Origin of the sequence: Ancylothrix sp. D3o (genome assembly GCF_025370775.1) — a bacterium.
In the GTDB taxonomy this organism is placed as follows: Bacteria; Cyanobacteriota; Cyanobacteriia; order Cyanobacteriales; family Oscillatoriaceae; genus Ancylothrix.
This window is the reverse complement of record NZ_JAMXEX010000015.1, coordinates 67,197-81,984: the sequence shown is the minus strand read 5'-3', so window position 1 is coordinate 81,984 and position 14,788 is coordinate 67,197. Positions and strand designations below refer to the sequence as shown.

Genomic DNA, 14,788 nt, shown 5'->3' with positions numbered 1-14,788 from the left:
GGAGAAGCGCTTTGAGATTTTCAGCAAATCTCTGATTTAACAACCTACCTAGACCGTTTGTAACCGTAAATTAAGCGCTGGATGTTGGGTTAATTAACCCAACCTACTTTTGAATTTTCTCAAAATTTCCGCTTTGTTGCTGCAAAAACTTTTCCCCAACAAAAACCAAGCCAGAAATCACTAAAATAGAAATAAGAATTCCGGCGACAACAAAAGGCCAGCGTTGAAATTGTTTGCTAAGTGGTGGAGTTTCTTCTTCTTGGGATGCCGGTAAACTCAACCGCGAATTATTATCCTGCGCTTGCGAGGCAATTAACATCGAATAAGCGCCAAATTTTAAACCAAACTCTTGACACCAAACCGGCTCTTTTTTGCCTTTTAAATATCCGTAAACCTTGACCCGTTCAATAGACTGCGGTTCTAAGTCGGTAATTTCTTGGCGGATAAATTCTAAACAATTTTGCCGATCTGGGACAGTTGCCGGTGATGTCAGAAAAATATGCAAACAACCATCCTTAACATTAGCTTCTGCTGTTAGACCGTGAATTTGTAGCTGAAAATTCAACAATATAGAAATTGCCTTAGCATCGCCTTGCAAAGCCTGTTCTCGAAAATTTGGCTGTGTCATAAAAACTTAGCCGGTAGAGATATAACCCGTATTCCAATACCTGAGCCCATCCCCCAATCAGGAAAAGTATTGATTAATTACTACAATTTTCAACCGTTACGCCGAAATCCTGTAGTAGGGTAAGACCCCTCAAGAGTTTAAAAAAAGATGGATTTTTATCTTGACAAAAATCAAGAAATACCCATCTAAGTTGGAATCAAAAATCTGGGTATCGATTTGTGCCGCAAAAAGCCTTAAACTAAAGGGTGCAATTTTTGTAGTTCATATAACAGGCAAAATGCCTGTAGTACAACTGTGAGGAAAATCGTTCTAGCCGGCAATTGGAAAATGTACAAAACTCAGGCAGAAACGCGGTCGTTTTTGCAAGGGTTTCTACCCCAAATCAACGATACCCCAGAGAATAGGGAAATCGTGCTCTGCGCTCCTTTTACCGACCTTAGCACTCTCAGTGGGAGTATGCACGGTTCTCGTATTATGCTGGGTGCCCAAAACGTCCACTGGGAAGATGCAGGGGCTTTCACTGGGGAAATTTCTGGCCCTATGTTGCTAGAAATTGGGGTGCGTTATGTTGTAATTGGACATAGCGAACGCCGGCAATATTTTGGCGAAACTGACGAAACTGTAAATAAGCGCCTCAAAGCTGCTCAAAAACACGGCCTAACTCCTATTTTGTGCGTTGGCGAAACCAAACAACAACGCGATAATGGTGAAACCGAAGCGCATATTTTCAGTCAGTTAGAAAAAGACCTCGTAGAGGTAAATCAGCAAAATCTTGTCATCGCTTATGAGCCAATTTGGGCTATTGGTACCGGCGAAACTTGTGAGTCAAAAGAAGCTAATCGTGTAATAGGTTTAATTCGCAGTAAACTTAGCAATTCTAACGTTTCCATTCAATACGGTGGATCGGTTAAACCTGATAACATTGATGAAATCATGGCTCAGCCAGAAATTGATGGTGTCTTGGTGGGCGGTGCGAGTTTAGAACCGGCCAGTTTTGGGCGAATTGTTAATTATAAATAGGTGACGAGTTATGGGTGAGACAGAGGACACAAAAAAATTACGAGTTCGCAACAAGATGTTTAATTGGGGCGAACAAACTTATATTATGGGTGTCCTCAATGTCACGCCTGACAGTTTTAGTGATGGAGGTGATTTTAATTCTTTAGAAACAGCATTGACTCAAGCAGAAGAACTTATAAATAGCGGTGCGGATATTCTCGATATTGGTGGACAATCAACTCGTCCGGGTTCGGAAGAAGTTTCTCTGGTTGAAGAATTGAATCGCGTTTTGCCGGTGATTAAAGCGATACGCAATAGCGGTTTTGATGTGCCGATTTCTGTGGATACAACACGCTCAGAAGTTGCTAAGGCTGCGATAGAGAGTGGTGCGGATATTGTTAATGATATTTCGGGGGCAACTTTTGATGAGAAAATGTTGTCAACTGTTGCGGCGTTGGGGGTTCCGATTATTTTAATGCACATCCGGGGAACGCCACAAACAATGCAGAAATTAACCGATTATCAAGATTTAATCGGGGAAATTTACGAGTTTTTAGCGCAAAGAATAGGGGCGGCTTTTGATGCCGGTGTTCCTCGTTCTCATATTATTTTAGATCCGGGGATTGGCTTTGCTAAAAATTACAGCCAAAATATAGAGTTAATTCGCCGGCTTGGCGATTTTGCTGGGTTGGGTTGTCCAATTTTGGCCGGCCCTTCTCGGAAAAGTTTTATCGGTCATATTTTAAATAAACCGAACCCGAAAGATCGCGTTTGGGGTACTGCTGCTGCTTGTAGTGCTGCGGTTTGTTTTGGTGCGGATATTGTGCGAGTACATGATGTGCAGCAAATGCGGGATGTGGTGCGGGTTGCTGATGCAATATTTCGCTGATTGGTAACTGCTGATCGGCGAGTTTTTGCGAAGAATAAATGATTAGCTGGAACTGCCATTTGGGTTGGGTTGGTTTGGTGAGTTGATATTGGGCGGTGCCGGGGGAGGTGGGGTTTGTCCCCCATCCATACCGCCATTTTGTAGCAGTTCTCCAAAGGTTTTTCCCATCGGTTCAGGACTCATATAAACTATTTTTGTATTCGGACTTTCGCTTAATCTTTCACTTGCATCCACATATCTTTGGGCTACCAAATATTGCAAAACTTCCCGACTACTGGGATGAGTTCGCAGTGCATCAGCGAGTTTTTTCATCGCTTCTACGGTTCCTTCTGCTTCTAAAATTGCTGCTCGTTTTCGACTTTCGGCGGCTTTTTCCATTTCCAATGCTTCTAAAACCATTGGTGCCGGTTTAATATCTTTTACTTCAACTCTCATCACCTTTACTCCCCAGCGTTCGGTTTCGTCATCGAGTTTTTTTAAGAGTTGTTTATTAATATCTTCTCGTGAAGAAAAAGTGGTTTCTAATTCCATTACGCCAATTTGTGAGCGCATGGTAGTAACAACTAAATTAATTAAAGCTTCTTCAATGTTTTCGACTTTATAATAAGCCAGTTGTAATTCAATAACTCGCCAATAAACTACGGCATCGACTGTCAAAGAAACATTGTCTTTAGTAATGGCTTGATGGGGAAGAATATCTAATACTCGTTCGCTGAGAGTATCTTCTAAAACTACGCGGTCAATGAGGGGATTAACGAAATTAAGACCGGCATTAAGTTTTGTGTGAAATTTGCCCAATCGTTCTACAAGTGCTTGGTTTTCTTCGCTAACTATTTTGACAGATCGCACGCCTAAACCAAAGGCTATACCAATAATCGGGACAAGAATTGCAACAATTGTTTCCATACTGAAACCTCTTATAGTCGGCGCAAGTTACTTAAAGTGTAGCAACCAAGCTTATTTTATGCCAAAGCTGTAGACTGAGAGCCGGCTTTAAGAATTTTAGATTTTAGGGGTTAACCCTTCAAAAAATAAAATTAACCCCGTTATTGAGAAAATTCAAGGGGCTTTTACCGGCTTGACGAAAGGGGGAAAATAATTAAAAAGATAGGAAATATTTCATTTTTTATGTTTGAGGAGAGTTGGCTCTTAAGCCGGAAGAGTTAATATCAAATTAAAACTCCTCCTTATCTATCTTGAGAAATATGCACCATCGATAGAGGTTTGGAAAAATAAAAGTTAAATCTGTCTTATGGAAGATTCAAGCATTAAGAAATAACCATTAAATGAAGAAAGTATAAAATACAACCAAAGCAAATTACGGAGTTAATTTATGCAGGGATCTCACAGCCCCAGAGCGTCTCATGTTTTGAGCAGCGATTCTCAAGAATTCGTTAAAAATTTTCAAGCTCTCAACACCGATGATAAACTGGCTTTGCTTTATTATATCTATGAACAAATGGGAGATTCTATCACCCCCGCTGCACCCCAGGCAGCGCAGCCAGAAATCGCCCCAATTTTGCTAGGAGATTTTTACGAACTGTCCGACGATGAGCAATTAAACGTCATGCGAGCCATTGTCAACCGCGAACCTACAGAATATTCTCGTGCTTATGGAGCGCTGAGTGCAAATAATCAATTAGTGGTGTGGTATGCTTGGGCGCAAGGTATGGGCGATACCGTTGTAGATATTCCAGATAATTATCAAGCATCCGAAGGAATTAATAACATTTTGCAGCAAATTGAAGGAATGGAATTTCAAGATCAAATTTCAATTTTCCGGCAAATTGCTGAAGGCATGGGTTATACAGAAGTTATCCAAAAAACAACCCTTGCCGAAACTGGCGTAACCCCAAGTTTATAACTCCTCATAAAAAAAGTCCCCACAGGGGACTTTTAACTAGAGGTTGATAACACTACCAGACGAGCCATAAAACTTTCTTAGGGAGTGCTTAAATCAGGCAAATTAATTTTTGAAATAACCATCACCAAAGCACTCGCATCAAGCGTAACAGTTTCCATTGGTAAAGCTCGTAAAACAGTGGGAACACTGACTTGGTTTGCCATTTCCGCAGCCAGCAAAACGGCACCTTGTAGTTGTTCTAAACTTGTTCCAGGTAAGGCAATTTTAACCGCTTGTTCAATTCGCTCACCAGAGGGAGAGTTAAACAATTCTTGCAGCTTTTTATCGGCTTCTTCTCGGTTAACTTCCAAACGTTCTGATAAAGCTCTCTTCACATCCGGTGTCAACATATAGGCAAAAGGTTTAAGGCTTTCAGAAACTTCGCCACTTTCCGCATAACGTTCGATATCTTCCACCGGCACTTGATGTTGAAATGGCCCTAACTTCACAATTAAAGTATCTGCTGCAAAAGCCGGCATTCCAGCCCCAAAAATACCTCCTCCCGCAACCATTCCCAGCAATAGCGTTTTCATCAGCCATGACTGCGTTTTTTTTGGAAATTTGCCAGTCAACCAGCTAAGCGTTTTCATAGATTTTAAATTCTCGCTTTTGTGATTCATAAGTGATTTTATCGAATTTAGCACCGGCCTGTTTGTTCCTTAAGTATGGTATTAAATAATAACTAAGGCGTAATTTCAGTAATTCCGTCTTCCCTACTCACCTCTACCCCATAACATTATGCCGGCCGGTTTACCGATTGGATTTCCGCCACCTACAGAAGATGGCATCATTGAATTAAAGTTTTACCCTGAATATCGCGCTGTCACCTATACACACACCGGCCAGCCGCAATATGCAACAAGAGCCGCTTTTGACCCCCTCTACCAACATATTAGCAGCAATCAAATTGCCATGACCACGCCGGTAGAAGCCCGTTATTTAGAACAAAAGACAGCCGTTGAAGTTTCCTTTCTTTATCCAAATTCAAACATTAACCCTCAAACAATTGACCCCAATGTAAAAGTTACAGACTATCCAGCCATGACTGTAATTAGTGCCGGAATTCAAGGCGCTTACAGTTGGGAAAACTATCAAAGCACTCTGCAAGAATTGCAAAATTGGCTGCATCAACACCCCGAATATAACATAGTAGGCCCACCGCGACGGCTACTTTATAACTCTCCCATGACACCCGAACCAATGAAGCGCAGCGAGGTACAAATTCCTGTAGAGTTGATGCAATAAAAACCAAGCCCCCGAAATCCCAACTTGATAAAAGATTGGGTTTTTCAACCCAACCCTTTATCAAATTTTAAGAAATAATTTTAACATCGCGGTGAGAAAAACCACGCTTGCGTAATTCTTCAGTTAAAGCAAGCTGATTTTCCACACGATCCACAAACAAAACACCATTCAAGTGATCCATTTCATGCTGAATAGCGCGAGATAATAAACCACTAGCTTTCAAAGTTTGAGGCCGGCCTAATTCATCTTTATAAGAAACCTCAATTACGTCGGGACGAAGCACATCCATATAAACCCCAGGAACACTCAAACAGCCTTCCTGATAAGAACACAACTCCTTGCTGATTTGTTTAATCGCCGGATTAATCAAAATCAGAGGCCGGTTTGCCGCATTTTCTGGATCGCAGTCTATAACAATTAATTGTTTGTGAATACCCACTTGCGGCGCCGCCAAACCAATACCGTCAGCGCTATACATCGTTTGTAGCATTTCTCGAACCAACTGCCTAATTTCCGCATCTACCTTAGCGATGCGCTTGGCATTCATCCGCAACACCCGATCCCCGATCTGATGAATTTCCAAGGGGGGATTCTCTAACTTTTTCTTCTCAACCAATACGTCAGCACTCATGGGTTATTGTTTTTCGCGTTTGACCTTTACTTCTATTGTGACATTTTGTTAACGCCGGCGCTACTACCTTTAGCTTGTTTATCAAATTTTACTCATCCATCCACCGGCGTGTCCCAAAAAACTGACAAGAATAGGCTGCAATTTTTGCCGCCGACTCCAGCGCCTCGATAAAACCTTCCTGCAAAATATAATAGCAAAAAGCACCATGAAAAATATCACCCGCCCCAAGAGTATCAACCACAGCATTAATAGACGGTACACACACCTCACCTTTCCCCTTTGCTGTGTGATACAAAATTGATTTTTCACCCCGCGTCACAGCAATATTCAAAATACCAACCCCCGCCAAATAAGCAAACACATCTTTCACATTTTTGCATCCAGGCGGATAAAAATTTTCCGAACAAACGGCATAATTTACCAAAGGCAAAAGCTTCTCCAAACCAGGTTTCCAACTACCCCCATCAAGCACAACCGGCAAATTTTTATTTTTAGCAAAGCCAGCAATTTTTTCGCCTACCTCTAATTGATGACCATCCACCAAAACTATATCAATATTATTTAAAATCTCAGCCTCAATACTTAACCCATTCACTTGAGATTTCGTAGCATTAATTGAAATAACAGCCCTTTCCCCCGTAGATTGAGTTACAATAATAGAAGAAACCGGCGGACTTTCCAATCGTTGCGAATCTAAATCAATCAACTCCACACCACAAGACTTTAAATCAGCCAAAATCAATTGAGTAATAGGATGTTTCCCCACCCCACCTAACAAAATAGATTCATTTCCCAAAAAAGAAAAAGTAACCGCCGCATTAGTAGCCGGCCCCCCAGCCGCCACCGTTGAATCAAGCGCCACCACCTTCTGATTTGCTGATAAAAAATCCGCCGTTAAATAAACAAAATCCAAAGTAACCAACCCTGCAAAAATCCCTCGCTTCATCCCTCTATCCTCATCCTTTAAATTTACCTAATATTTTCGCCCCCTTTTTCTTCCTAACCCTCCTTAAAACAAAAAACCTATCTGCGTTCATCTGCGTTCATCTGCGGTTTAAAAATCCCATAAATTTGTGCTATAATGTAATAACCCAAACCATAAAAAAATGATAAATGACCCAAAACCCCTTAAAACCTAACACACTTTATATTGTAGGAACACCCATAGGAAACTTAGAAGACATGACGTTTCGCGCCGTCCGAATTTTACAAAACGTCGATTTAATAGCAGCCGAAGACACCAGACACACCGGCAAACTTTTACAACACTTTCAAATTACCACACCCCAAATCAGCTATCACGAACACAACCGCCACGAACGCATACCAGAACTATTAGAAATTCTCCAACGCGACAAAACAATAGCCTTAGTTACAGATGCAGGAATGCCGGCAATTTCCGATCCAGGTTATGAACTTGTGAAAGCTTGTATAGAAGCCGAACTAAATGTTATTCCAATTCCCGGTTCTACCGCAGCAATTACCGCTTTGTGCGTTTCAGGATTGCCCGCAGACCGATTTATTTTTGAAGGATTCTTACCAACAAAAACCAAAGACCGGCAAGCACGACTTCAAGTTTTAAAAACAGAACCCCGGACTATAATTTTATACGAAGCACCCCACCGATTACAACAAACCCTACAAGACTTAACCACAGTTTTAGAACCAGAACGCCCAATTGTTTTAGCCAGAGAACTAACAAAAATGTTTGAGGAATTTTGGCGCGGAACTATTGCCGAAGCCATAGCCTATTATCAAACAGAAACAAACCCAAAAGGCGAATACACCGTAGTGATTTCTGGAAGGGAAGAAGAAGAAACAATAATATCAGAAGATACTATAAAATCCGAATTAGAAACCTTGCTTAATCAAGGAATGTCGCGTTCACAAGCAAGCAAATATTTATCGGAACAAATCAACTTACCCAAACGACAAATTTATCAAATTGCATTAAGCCTTTAAATCACCCAAAAAAAAACCATGAAAAAGCTACTACCTTTAATCGTAACTCTAATTACCCTCACCGGCTGCAACCAAGCCACCACCCAAACACCACCCCCACCGCCACCAGAAAGCATCCTCAGTCAAACAACCCCCAAACCACCCAACAGTCCCCCCAACCCGCCAACCCTGCAAAACAACCCTATAACCCCAAAAAGCATAGGCGCAGCCAAACTTGGAATGACGCTAAAAGAACTCAAAACCTATTTGGGATCTATGGCTAAATTTCAAACAAAATCGCCCTACATCGTAGACTTTGACGCCATAGAAGTTAGCCAAGGCGGAAAAATACAATATTATATTTTATACCCAGCCGGCCAACCCCTCAAAGACAACGACACCATCACGCTTTTATTAACAGAAAATCCAGGCTACAAAACAGAAAAAAACATTAGCGCAGGAACCCTAATTAAAGAAGCCGAAAAAGTTTATGGAAAACCAAAATTATCCTATAACATAGACAACGAAGGCCGAGAAATAGTTAACTTTGCCAACCAACCAAAAAACCTAATGTTTCTCCTGGGAAATGCCAACAACGGAACCCTAGCCGGCGTTTATCCAAAAGTAGGCGGAGACTATCACGAAACCAATAAATATAACTCCCAAGCCACAATTCGCGCCATCATGGTAACGTGTCGCCAACAAGAATGTAAATAACCGGCAGCAATAAATTATACCAAACCAGTCAGCGCAAACACACCTGACTGGACAGCCAAACCGATAGTCCCAAAAAACTTTTTTCCAAACATTTCAAAACCAACGCCCTCAAATTACAACCATCAGGTAGTATTAAAACAAAACAAAGGGAGTGGCAACAGATGAGTGCAGTCAACACAGGAAAAATTGTCTTTGGAACCGACGGCTGGCGCGGGCTCATCGCCAACGATTTTACTTTTGCTAACGTATGCAAAGTAACACGCGCCATCGCCAGCTACTTAGAAACCGCCTACACAAAAGACCGGCCCGTATTAGTCAGCTATGACACCCGTTTTTTAGCCGACCAATTTGCCCGTACCGCCGCCGAAGTTTTAGCAGATAACGGCTGGAATGTCAAGATAGTAGACAGAGATTGCCCGACGCCGGTGATCGCCTACAACGCCAAACACCTCAACTCCGCCGGCGCCCTGATGTTCACAGCTTCCCACAACCCAGCGCCCTACTGTGGCATCAAATATATACCCGATTATGCCGGCCCAGCCACCAAAGAAATCACCGACGCCATCGTGGGTAAGATAGAAACCTCCTCCGACGCCCCACCAACCGGCAAAAACTCCAGCAAAATCAGCAGCTTCGACCCCAAACCCGACTATCTAAAATTTCTCTATACGATCATTGACGTAGAACGCATCCGCAGCGCCCAGCTTAAAGTCAAATATGATGCCCTTTACTCCACCTCACGCGGCTATCTTGACACAGTATTAGAGCATTGTGGCTGCGAAACAGAAAGCTTTAACACCCACCGCGATGTGCTTTTTGGCGGCGGAATGCCAGAACCAAAAGGCGAGCAATTGGTAGGATTAGTTGAAGCCGTGAAAAAAGATGCAGCCGACTTAGGATTAGCCACCGACGGCGACAGTGACCGGTTTGGCGTAGTCGATGAATTGGGTAATGTTTTAACCCCCAATACAATTTTGCTATTACTTGCCCGCCACCTCGTCAAAAACAAAGGCAAAAACGGTGCAATTGTCCGTACTGTTGCCACAACTCACCTGTTAGATAATCTCGCCGCCACCTACGGATTACCTCTTTATGAAACCGCCGTTGGTTTTAAATATGTCGGCGAAAAAATGCGCGAAACAGCCGTTTTAATTGGTGGTGAAGAATCAGGCGGTTTAAGTGTGATTGGGCATATTCCAGAAAAAGATGGAATTTTAGCCGATATGCTAGTAGCAGAAGCAATTGCCTATGAAGGAAAACCGCTTTCTCAATTAGTAGAAGAAGCGATCAGCGAAGCCGGTGGGCCTTTATATAACAAACGCCTGGATCTGCATTTAGAAGATGCCCACAAAGCAGCCGTCCTCGACTCCTTTACCAAAAATCCGCCTAAAGAAATTGCCGGAATTGGTGTTAAAGAATTAGGCCGCAAAGATGGCATTAAACTTTATTTAGAAGAGGGAAGCTGGGTATTATTGCGTCCGTCGGGAACTGAACCGCTAATGCGTGTTTATATGGAAACCAACTCGCCGGAAAAAGAAGCAAAAGTGGCTGAATATATGCAGCGCGTCATTAATGAGCTTGCACCGGCTGCTGTTTAAATTTTGTCATCATTTTTAGAAACTGGGTTTTTTTAAGAAACCCGGTTTCTATAAACACCTACAACCTGATTTTATGAAACCGATTTTTCCGCTGATAACTTCTGTTATTGTGGCCCTTTGGCTGGTGGGGGTTGCCATCCTCTCCGTCCAAAATGCCACAGGAGTTTCTTTAAAATTCTTAAGCTGGCAATCGATCCAGATGCCGGTGGGGGTAGTTTTAGCCTTCAGTGCCGGTGCCGGTTTGCTCGCTGGAGCCTTTGCCCAACTGCTTTTAAACCAGTCAGAATAAAACTTGATACCCTATCCGGTTTAAAAAATAAATACAGACGTTCCGCGCCTTACGTCTCTACATCTGCATTTATCTGTAGTGGGGCAGGCATCCTGCCTGCCTATAGGATGCGGTTAAAAAAAAACCCTTCCACACAAAAAGATCCCATCAAAATCGGCTCGATCAATTACCATATTTCGCTAAAATTGTCAAGTACAAATTCCCAAAAAAAATCCCCAAAGATGGGGAAATAAATTAAACCAAAAAACAACTAAAGAGAATAAACCTGGCCATCTATCAAAAGCCTAGTAATGCCTTTGGCATAAAGATAAGAGCTAGTTTTTTGAAGCATCCGGCCATCGGGAACTTTAATCACCCGCTGACTGCGGTTAGAAAAGCGGCGAGCAACGCGATGGTTATCAAAAACCGGCAAAGTTTTTTGCAGCACTTCAGCCGGCGGAATTTGACCGAGATCGCCAAAATCGCGTAAAGGCCGAACAATCAACTCGGCGGCCCGGTCTACCACTAAATAACAAGTTTTTGGCAGAGAAGCTTCGGCCAGAGGTAAAACGCGGACTTGGCCGGTGGCGCGAAACCGGCCCGCAGGAGAGGGCAAATCATAATCATCCTCATCCTCATCCTCATCGTTGAAATCATCCTCATCCTCATCGCCGTCCTCGTCAAGACCGGCCTCATCCTCATCTAAATCAGAGAAATCTTCCGAGTTGAGCAAGTCAGAAGCCAGCATTTCATTAAGTACACTGCCTTCCTCTGCTTGTGAGGAATTTTGAGCAAAGCTATCCCCCTTGCCTATTTCCGAGGGTTGGAAATAGGACGGATCGAGCAATTCTAGTTGAGTTCCCACCAAACCTGTCGCTACGATTGAGTCCGCATCATCGCCATCATCAGAAACTCTGGCTTTAACGGGCAATGAAACGCCTTGTGCGGGCGTTGTCACAGAAGAACGCCGCCGTACTTTCGAGGCGCTTAGAGTGGGCAGCGGTTCCGGTTCTAGTTCAGGGAGTGCCGGTGAAGCAACCTCCGCAGAACCCTCTTCCTGGTTGTGGCCCGAAAAACGAGCATCCCGTTTTTGCTGAACCAAAACAGCATAATCTTTTTCCGAAAAACTGGTTTTGAGGATACGGCTGATCGTTGAATTGCTCACGCCGTATCGGGAAGCCAGCGTTACGGTTGTTTCACCAGGCTGCCGGTAGAGGTCAATAATCTCGCGTTTGTCAGAGTCAGATAATTTTCTGGGAGTCATGCCACGCTCGCCACGCAGGAAAAACAAAAACAGAGTGGAAACATTTGCCAGGGGGATAGACACTTTAAAGTCCGGGCCAGTTAAGGCCAGGACAAATCATTTCTATTTTATGCTTTTTAGATTGGCCTTACCCTCGTTTGCGCCTTGTTTGGCGAGATCGGGTTGAGATATCGTACTCTAAAACGGCTCCGATCCCAAACAAAACACCCATGAATACAAAAAACACCTCCAAAAGACTGCCGCTTTGGTAGTCGCCTTGAAAGCGGGTTTCGGCATATTTAAACCACATATCGGCGATGTACAAGGAAAAAGCCGCTGCCGCAATCATCCGCCAAGAATTAGAGAACCGGCCACCCCAAAAGGCTAAAAGCAAGGCTGTGGCAATAATCAACAAAAATACATCGCCGACAATGTAGAACAAGTTAACGGGGTAGGCATAGGGTTCGAGGAACTTGTCAATCCCCAATACCCAGCCTGGGGCTGTAATTTCTTCTTCTGCGGCTGGTTGTGCATTTTGGGCAGCTTTGGCGGTTGTCGGTTGCTTAGTTGTGGCCGGTTTAACTGTTGGGGCTTTGGCGGGAGTTTTAGCTTGTTGGGCCGGTTTTGCTTTGTCTTGCAGAGTCGAAACGACTGCCGTTGCAGGTTTGGCAGCCGGTTCTTGAGCCGGAGTAGCCACCCAAACGGCCAAAGCAATGCCACCGGCAGCGATACCCACCAAAACAGCCCACTGCCATAACTCCAGATTCAAACGCCTGGAAATCACCGCTAAAATCATTCCCCAAGCCAGCAACAAATAGCTGATGATGTAGAACACATCACCCAAGGAGACATCGGGATCAAGACCCCACACCAACTCCCAGCAACCAAAAAGCAAGTTTCCAACAAAATAGGACAAAACGCCCAAACCAATACCCAGCCAGACATTGCGTCCGCTAACGATTTGGGGGCTGCGCCAGTTTCTTAAACACAAAAGTCCTGCTGCTAAAAGGGCGCCGCACTCAAAAATATAGGTACCGATAACGTACCACAAAGGTTTTTCACCGCTGGCGTCGGGAACGCTAAACAGTAAAAAAAACAGCAATGCCAGCACAGCCCAAACTAGGCCGGCGATCACCAGCGTCTGGGCTGACAAAAATGATTGTTGAGGCGAGGTAGATTTGTCTGATGTGCTGCTCATAAGGATTTAAACAGGTATAAATAGCATTTGTTGAGGGCTTTGGGCATTCGCTTTGAGGCCGGTTTGGCGATCAGAATTTTTGACAAGTGTGTTTAGGTTCAAGGGTGGGATATACCGGCCTCAAGCGAATTTGTAAATTATTCTTTAACCTGGCGTCCACAGTCGTCCCAGCGGAGTTTGGTTCAACCAACTGATAAACTGTTTGCGCTCTGAGTCTGGCATATCTTGCAAGGCATCCATCACTCGCACTGTAAAGCTGACGTTGCCAAAATACTGCTTTCCCAAACGATGCAGTTCTTGCAGTAAGGTATTCAGGTGATGCTCTTGCCAGGAGGGGATCTGGCCATTATCTAACGGATCGACAGTCAATAGCTGGTTGACAGCACTGGCTGAGTCTGCCTGCGGAAATTTCCATTGTTGAAAGACGCTGGTAATTTCTTTTTGGAACGACCCTGCTTGACGAGCCCCCAATAAGTCCTCTATTTCAAAGTAAAGCGCTTGCAGCAGCAAAAGACAGGCTTGCACGAAAAATGGAGCCACTGTGACTCCCCCGCCGGCCCCTTCTTCATTTAGCTGCTCTATGCGGATTTTTCCCCAGACGCTAAACCGATCTGGCTCTTCGAGCAGTACACAAGCTTTGCCTCTGTTATCGGTTAAGTCCCGCCAAAAGGCTTTGGCATCTTCCTCTTGTTTGGCGGGGAAGACTTGGATAAGCCGAAAGGTTTGGCCCTGATAGTTGAGAATTGGAACTGGCTGGCCAGTTTTAGGGTGTTGAATGGTAGAAATGTCAACATCCTGCCTTTTGAGAATAAACATGACTATGCCACTTGAGTCCTGTCTGAGCCTGGTTGTTGCTGTGGGGCTACATGGTCATCACAACAGCGACGGTTTCGAGTTTGCAGAATGCCTGAGTAGGGAGGCAAGCCGGCTCACTACGGAAGTGCTAATTAACTCCCTATCTCAATCCATGCGCTTCGGATCTGGTTTTTAGTGTACATTTATTCTGTAGACACTTGCACCTCTGTTGTAAAGGAAAAGTTTGGCCCGACGGCTTGCCTGTTGCTGCCAGCACCGTTACAATTTTGATATCATAAGTTTAGTCGTCTTAAACGACATCTTAATGTATTATTGTTTTTTGGGCGGTCTATTTTGCAGTTGGTGGCTTGGATGTCTGTTTAAGGTTTGACCACTATCTCAACTGCAATGGGGATCTAAGCCTAGTCCACATTTCGCCTAATCCTCCTCCAGTAGCTCAGCCGGATTAGAGCATCGGTTTTCTAAACCGAGAGTCGTAGGTTCGAGTCCTACCTGGGGGGTTGTTTAAAAGTTAAATTTTTATGTTTTTTGGCCTTAGTGGGCCTTTTTTTGTATGCAAATACACAAAATTGGCTTTTGTCTAATGCTGACAATTTTTCGCTATTGTCCAGACTTGGGCCGGTGGCCTGCCTGATTTTTTTGTTGATCAAAAGAGTCTAAAAAGGAAAATTACATTGAGAATTTCACACTTACCAATGGTCTGTTGGTATCT

The 14,788-nt window shown here is 43.7% G+C and carries 16 protein-coding genes and 1 tRNA gene; 9 read left to right on the top strand and 8 right to left on the bottom strand.

Annotated features, from left to right (window positions below; all coding sequences use genetic code 11):
* Positions 1–103: 103 nt before the first annotated feature.
* On the bottom strand, positions 104–628 hold the full coding sequence (locus NG798_RS20900; RefSeq protein ID WP_261225642.1) for a hypothetical protein: 525 nt from the start codon (positions 626–628) through the stop codon (positions 104–106).
* Between the two features lie 294 nt (positions 629–922).
* On the opposite strand from NG798_RS20900, the gene tpiA reads away from it, so the two are divergent.
* Together tpiA and folP are read left to right on the top strand one after the other, a co-directional pair.
* Positions 923–1,648, top strand: a complete 726-nt coding sequence (gene tpiA, locus NG798_RS20895; RefSeq protein ID WP_261225641.1) for a triose-phosphate isomerase — start codon at positions 923–925, stop codon at positions 1,646–1,648.
* A gap of 10 nt (positions 1,649–1,658) precedes the next feature.
* Positions 1,659–2,516, top strand: a complete 858-nt coding sequence (gene folP / locus NG798_RS20890; protein WP_261225640.1) for a dihydropteroate synthase — start codon at positions 1,659–1,661, stop codon at positions 2,514–2,516.
* A 42-nt stretch (positions 2,517–2,558) separates the two neighbouring features.
* On the opposite strand, the gene NG798_RS20885 is transcribed toward folP, so the two are convergent.
* Positions 2,559–3,422, bottom strand: coding sequence for an SPFH domain-containing protein (locus NG798_RS20885; RefSeq protein WP_261225639.1), 864 nt, complete (start codon positions 3,420–3,422; stop codon positions 2,559–2,561).
* 427 nt (positions 3,423–3,849) lie between these two features.
* Here NG798_RS20885 and NG798_RS20880 point away from each other — a divergent pair, with 427 nt between their 5' ends.
* Positions 3,850–4,380, top strand: coding sequence for an orange carotenoid protein N-terminal domain-containing protein (locus NG798_RS20880; RefSeq protein ID WP_261225638.1), 531 nt, complete (start codon positions 3,850–3,852; stop codon positions 4,378–4,380).
* Positions 4,381–4,457: 77 nt separating this feature from the next.
* Here NG798_RS20880 and NG798_RS20875 read toward each other — a convergent pair whose 3' ends face one another.
* Entirely contained in the window at positions 4,458–5,009 is a 552-nt protein-coding gene (locus NG798_RS20875) for an alpha/beta hydrolase (protein ID WP_261225637.1), read from the bottom strand.
* 148 nt (positions 5,010–5,157) lie between these two features.
* Between NG798_RS20875 and NG798_RS20870 the strand changes: the two genes are divergently transcribed.
* On the top strand, positions 5,158–5,664 hold the full coding sequence (locus NG798_RS20870) for a heme-binding protein (protein WP_261225636.1): 507 nt from the start codon (positions 5,158–5,160) through the stop codon (positions 5,662–5,664).
* Between the two features lie 67 nt (positions 5,665–5,731).
* Here the strand turns inward: NG798_RS20870 and def are convergent, their stop codons facing one another.
* Positions 5,732–6,295, bottom strand: a complete 564-nt coding sequence (gene def, locus NG798_RS20865; RefSeq protein WP_261225635.1) for a peptide deformylase — start codon at positions 6,293–6,295, stop codon at positions 5,732–5,734.
* An 88-nt stretch (positions 6,296–6,383) separates the two neighbouring features.
* Positions 6,384–7,241: a sugar kinase gene (locus tag NG798_RS20860; protein WP_261225634.1), complete on the bottom strand. Its 858-nt coding sequence runs from the start codon at positions 7,239–7,241 to the stop codon at positions 6,384–6,386.
* Between the two features lie 167 nt (positions 7,242–7,408).
* On the opposite strand from NG798_RS20860, the gene rsmI reads away from it, so the two are divergent.
* The 4 genes from rsmI (at position 7,409) to NG798_RS20840 (ending at position 10,840) form a co-directional block, all read left to right on the top strand.
* Entirely contained in the window at positions 7,409–8,257 is an 849-nt protein-coding gene (gene rsmI, locus NG798_RS20855; RefSeq protein WP_261225633.1) for a 16S rRNA (cytidine(1402)-2'-O)-methyltransferase, read from the top strand.
* Positions 8,258–8,275: 18 nt separating this feature from the next.
* Positions 8,276–8,953: a hypothetical protein gene (locus NG798_RS20850; RefSeq protein WP_261225632.1), complete on the top strand. Its 678-nt coding sequence runs from the start codon at positions 8,276–8,278 to the stop codon at positions 8,951–8,953.
* A 161-nt stretch (positions 8,954–9,114) separates the two neighbouring features.
* Positions 9,115–10,551 (top strand): phosphoglucomutase/phosphomannomutase family protein, encoded by a 1,437-nt coding sequence (locus NG798_RS20845; protein ID WP_261225631.1) that lies wholly within the window; start codon positions 9,115–9,117, stop codon positions 10,549–10,551.
* A 73-nt stretch (positions 10,552–10,624) separates the two neighbouring features.
* On the top strand, positions 10,625–10,840 hold the full coding sequence (locus tag NG798_RS20840) for a LapA family protein (protein WP_261225630.1): 216 nt from the start codon (positions 10,625–10,627) through the stop codon (positions 10,838–10,840).
* Positions 10,841–11,090: 250 nt separating this feature from the next.
* On the opposite strand, the gene NG798_RS20835 is transcribed toward NG798_RS20840, so the two are convergent.
* From NG798_RS20835 to NG798_RS20825, 3 genes are all read right to left on the bottom strand, one after another.
* Positions 11,091–12,083, bottom strand: a complete 993-nt coding sequence (locus tag NG798_RS20835) for a hypothetical protein (protein WP_261225678.1) — start codon at positions 12,081–12,083, stop codon at positions 11,091–11,093.
* Positions 12,084–12,210: 127 nt separating this feature from the next.
* Positions 12,211–13,260 (bottom strand): SPOR domain-containing protein, encoded by a 1,050-nt coding sequence (locus tag NG798_RS20830; protein ID WP_261225629.1) that lies wholly within the window; start codon positions 13,258–13,260, stop codon positions 12,211–12,213.
* A 144-nt stretch (positions 13,261–13,404) separates the two neighbouring features.
* Entirely contained in the window at positions 13,405–14,076 is a 672-nt protein-coding gene (locus tag NG798_RS20825; protein ID WP_261225628.1) for an Npun_F0813 family protein, read from the bottom strand.
* Positions 14,077–14,501: 425 nt separating this feature from the next.
* Between NG798_RS20825 and NG798_RS20820 the strand changes: the two genes are divergently transcribed.
* Positions 14,502–14,576: transfer RNA gene (locus NG798_RS20820), tRNA-Arg, on the top strand.
* Positions 14,577–14,788 lie beyond the last annotated feature (212 nt).

Bases quoted from the DNA above. Each gene is read 5' to 3' on its own strand.
- NG798_RS20900 (WP_261225642.1), bottom strand. From the start codon at position 628: ATGACACAGCCAAATTTTCGAGAACAGGCTTTGCAAGGCGATGCTAAG.
- folP (WP_261225640.1), top strand. From the start codon at position 1,659: ATGGGTGAGACAGAGGACACAAAAAAATTACGAGTTCGCAACAAGATG.
- NG798_RS20885 (WP_261225639.1), bottom strand. From the start codon at position 3,422: ATGGAAACAATTGTTGCAATTCTTGTCCCGATTATTGGTATAGCCTTT.
- NG798_RS20880 (WP_261225638.1), top strand. From the start codon at position 3,850: ATGCAGGGATCTCACAGCCCCAGAGCGTCTCATGTTTTGAGCAGCGAT.
- NG798_RS20875 (WP_261225637.1), bottom strand. From the start codon at position 5,009: ATGAAAACGCTTAGCTGGTTGACTGGCAAATTTCCAAAAAAAACGCAG.
- NG798_RS20870 (WP_261225636.1), top strand. From the start codon at position 5,158: ATGCCGGCCGGTTTACCGATTGGATTTCCGCCACCTACAGAAGATGGC.
- def (WP_261225635.1), bottom strand. From the start codon at position 6,295: ATGAGTGCTGACGTATTGGTTGAGAAGAAAAAGTTAGAGAATCCCCCC.
- NG798_RS20860 (WP_261225634.1), bottom strand. From the start codon at position 7,241: ATGAAGCGAGGGATTTTTGCAGGGTTGGTTACTTTGGATTTTGTTTAT.
- rsmI (WP_261225633.1), top strand. From the start codon at position 7,409: ATGACCCAAAACCCCTTAAAACCTAACACACTTTATATTGTAGGAACA.
- NG798_RS20850 (WP_261225632.1), top strand. From the start codon at position 8,276: ATGAAAAAGCTACTACCTTTAATCGTAACTCTAATTACCCTCACCGGC.
- NG798_RS20845 (WP_261225631.1), top strand. From the start codon at position 9,115: ATGAGTGCAGTCAACACAGGAAAAATTGTCTTTGGAACCGACGGCTGG.
- NG798_RS20840 (WP_261225630.1), top strand. From the start codon at position 10,625: ATGAAACCGATTTTTCCGCTGATAACTTCTGTTATTGTGGCCCTTTGG.
- NG798_RS20835 (WP_261225678.1), bottom strand. From the start codon at position 12,083: ATGACTCCCAGAAAATTATCTGACTCTGACAAACGCGAGATTATTGAC.
- NG798_RS20830 (WP_261225629.1), bottom strand. From the start codon at position 13,260: ATGAGCAGCACATCAGACAAATCTACCTCGCCTCAACAATCATTTTTG.
- NG798_RS20825 (WP_261225628.1), bottom strand. From the start codon at position 14,076: ATGTTTATTCTCAAAAGGCAGGATGTTGACATTTCTACCATTCAACAC.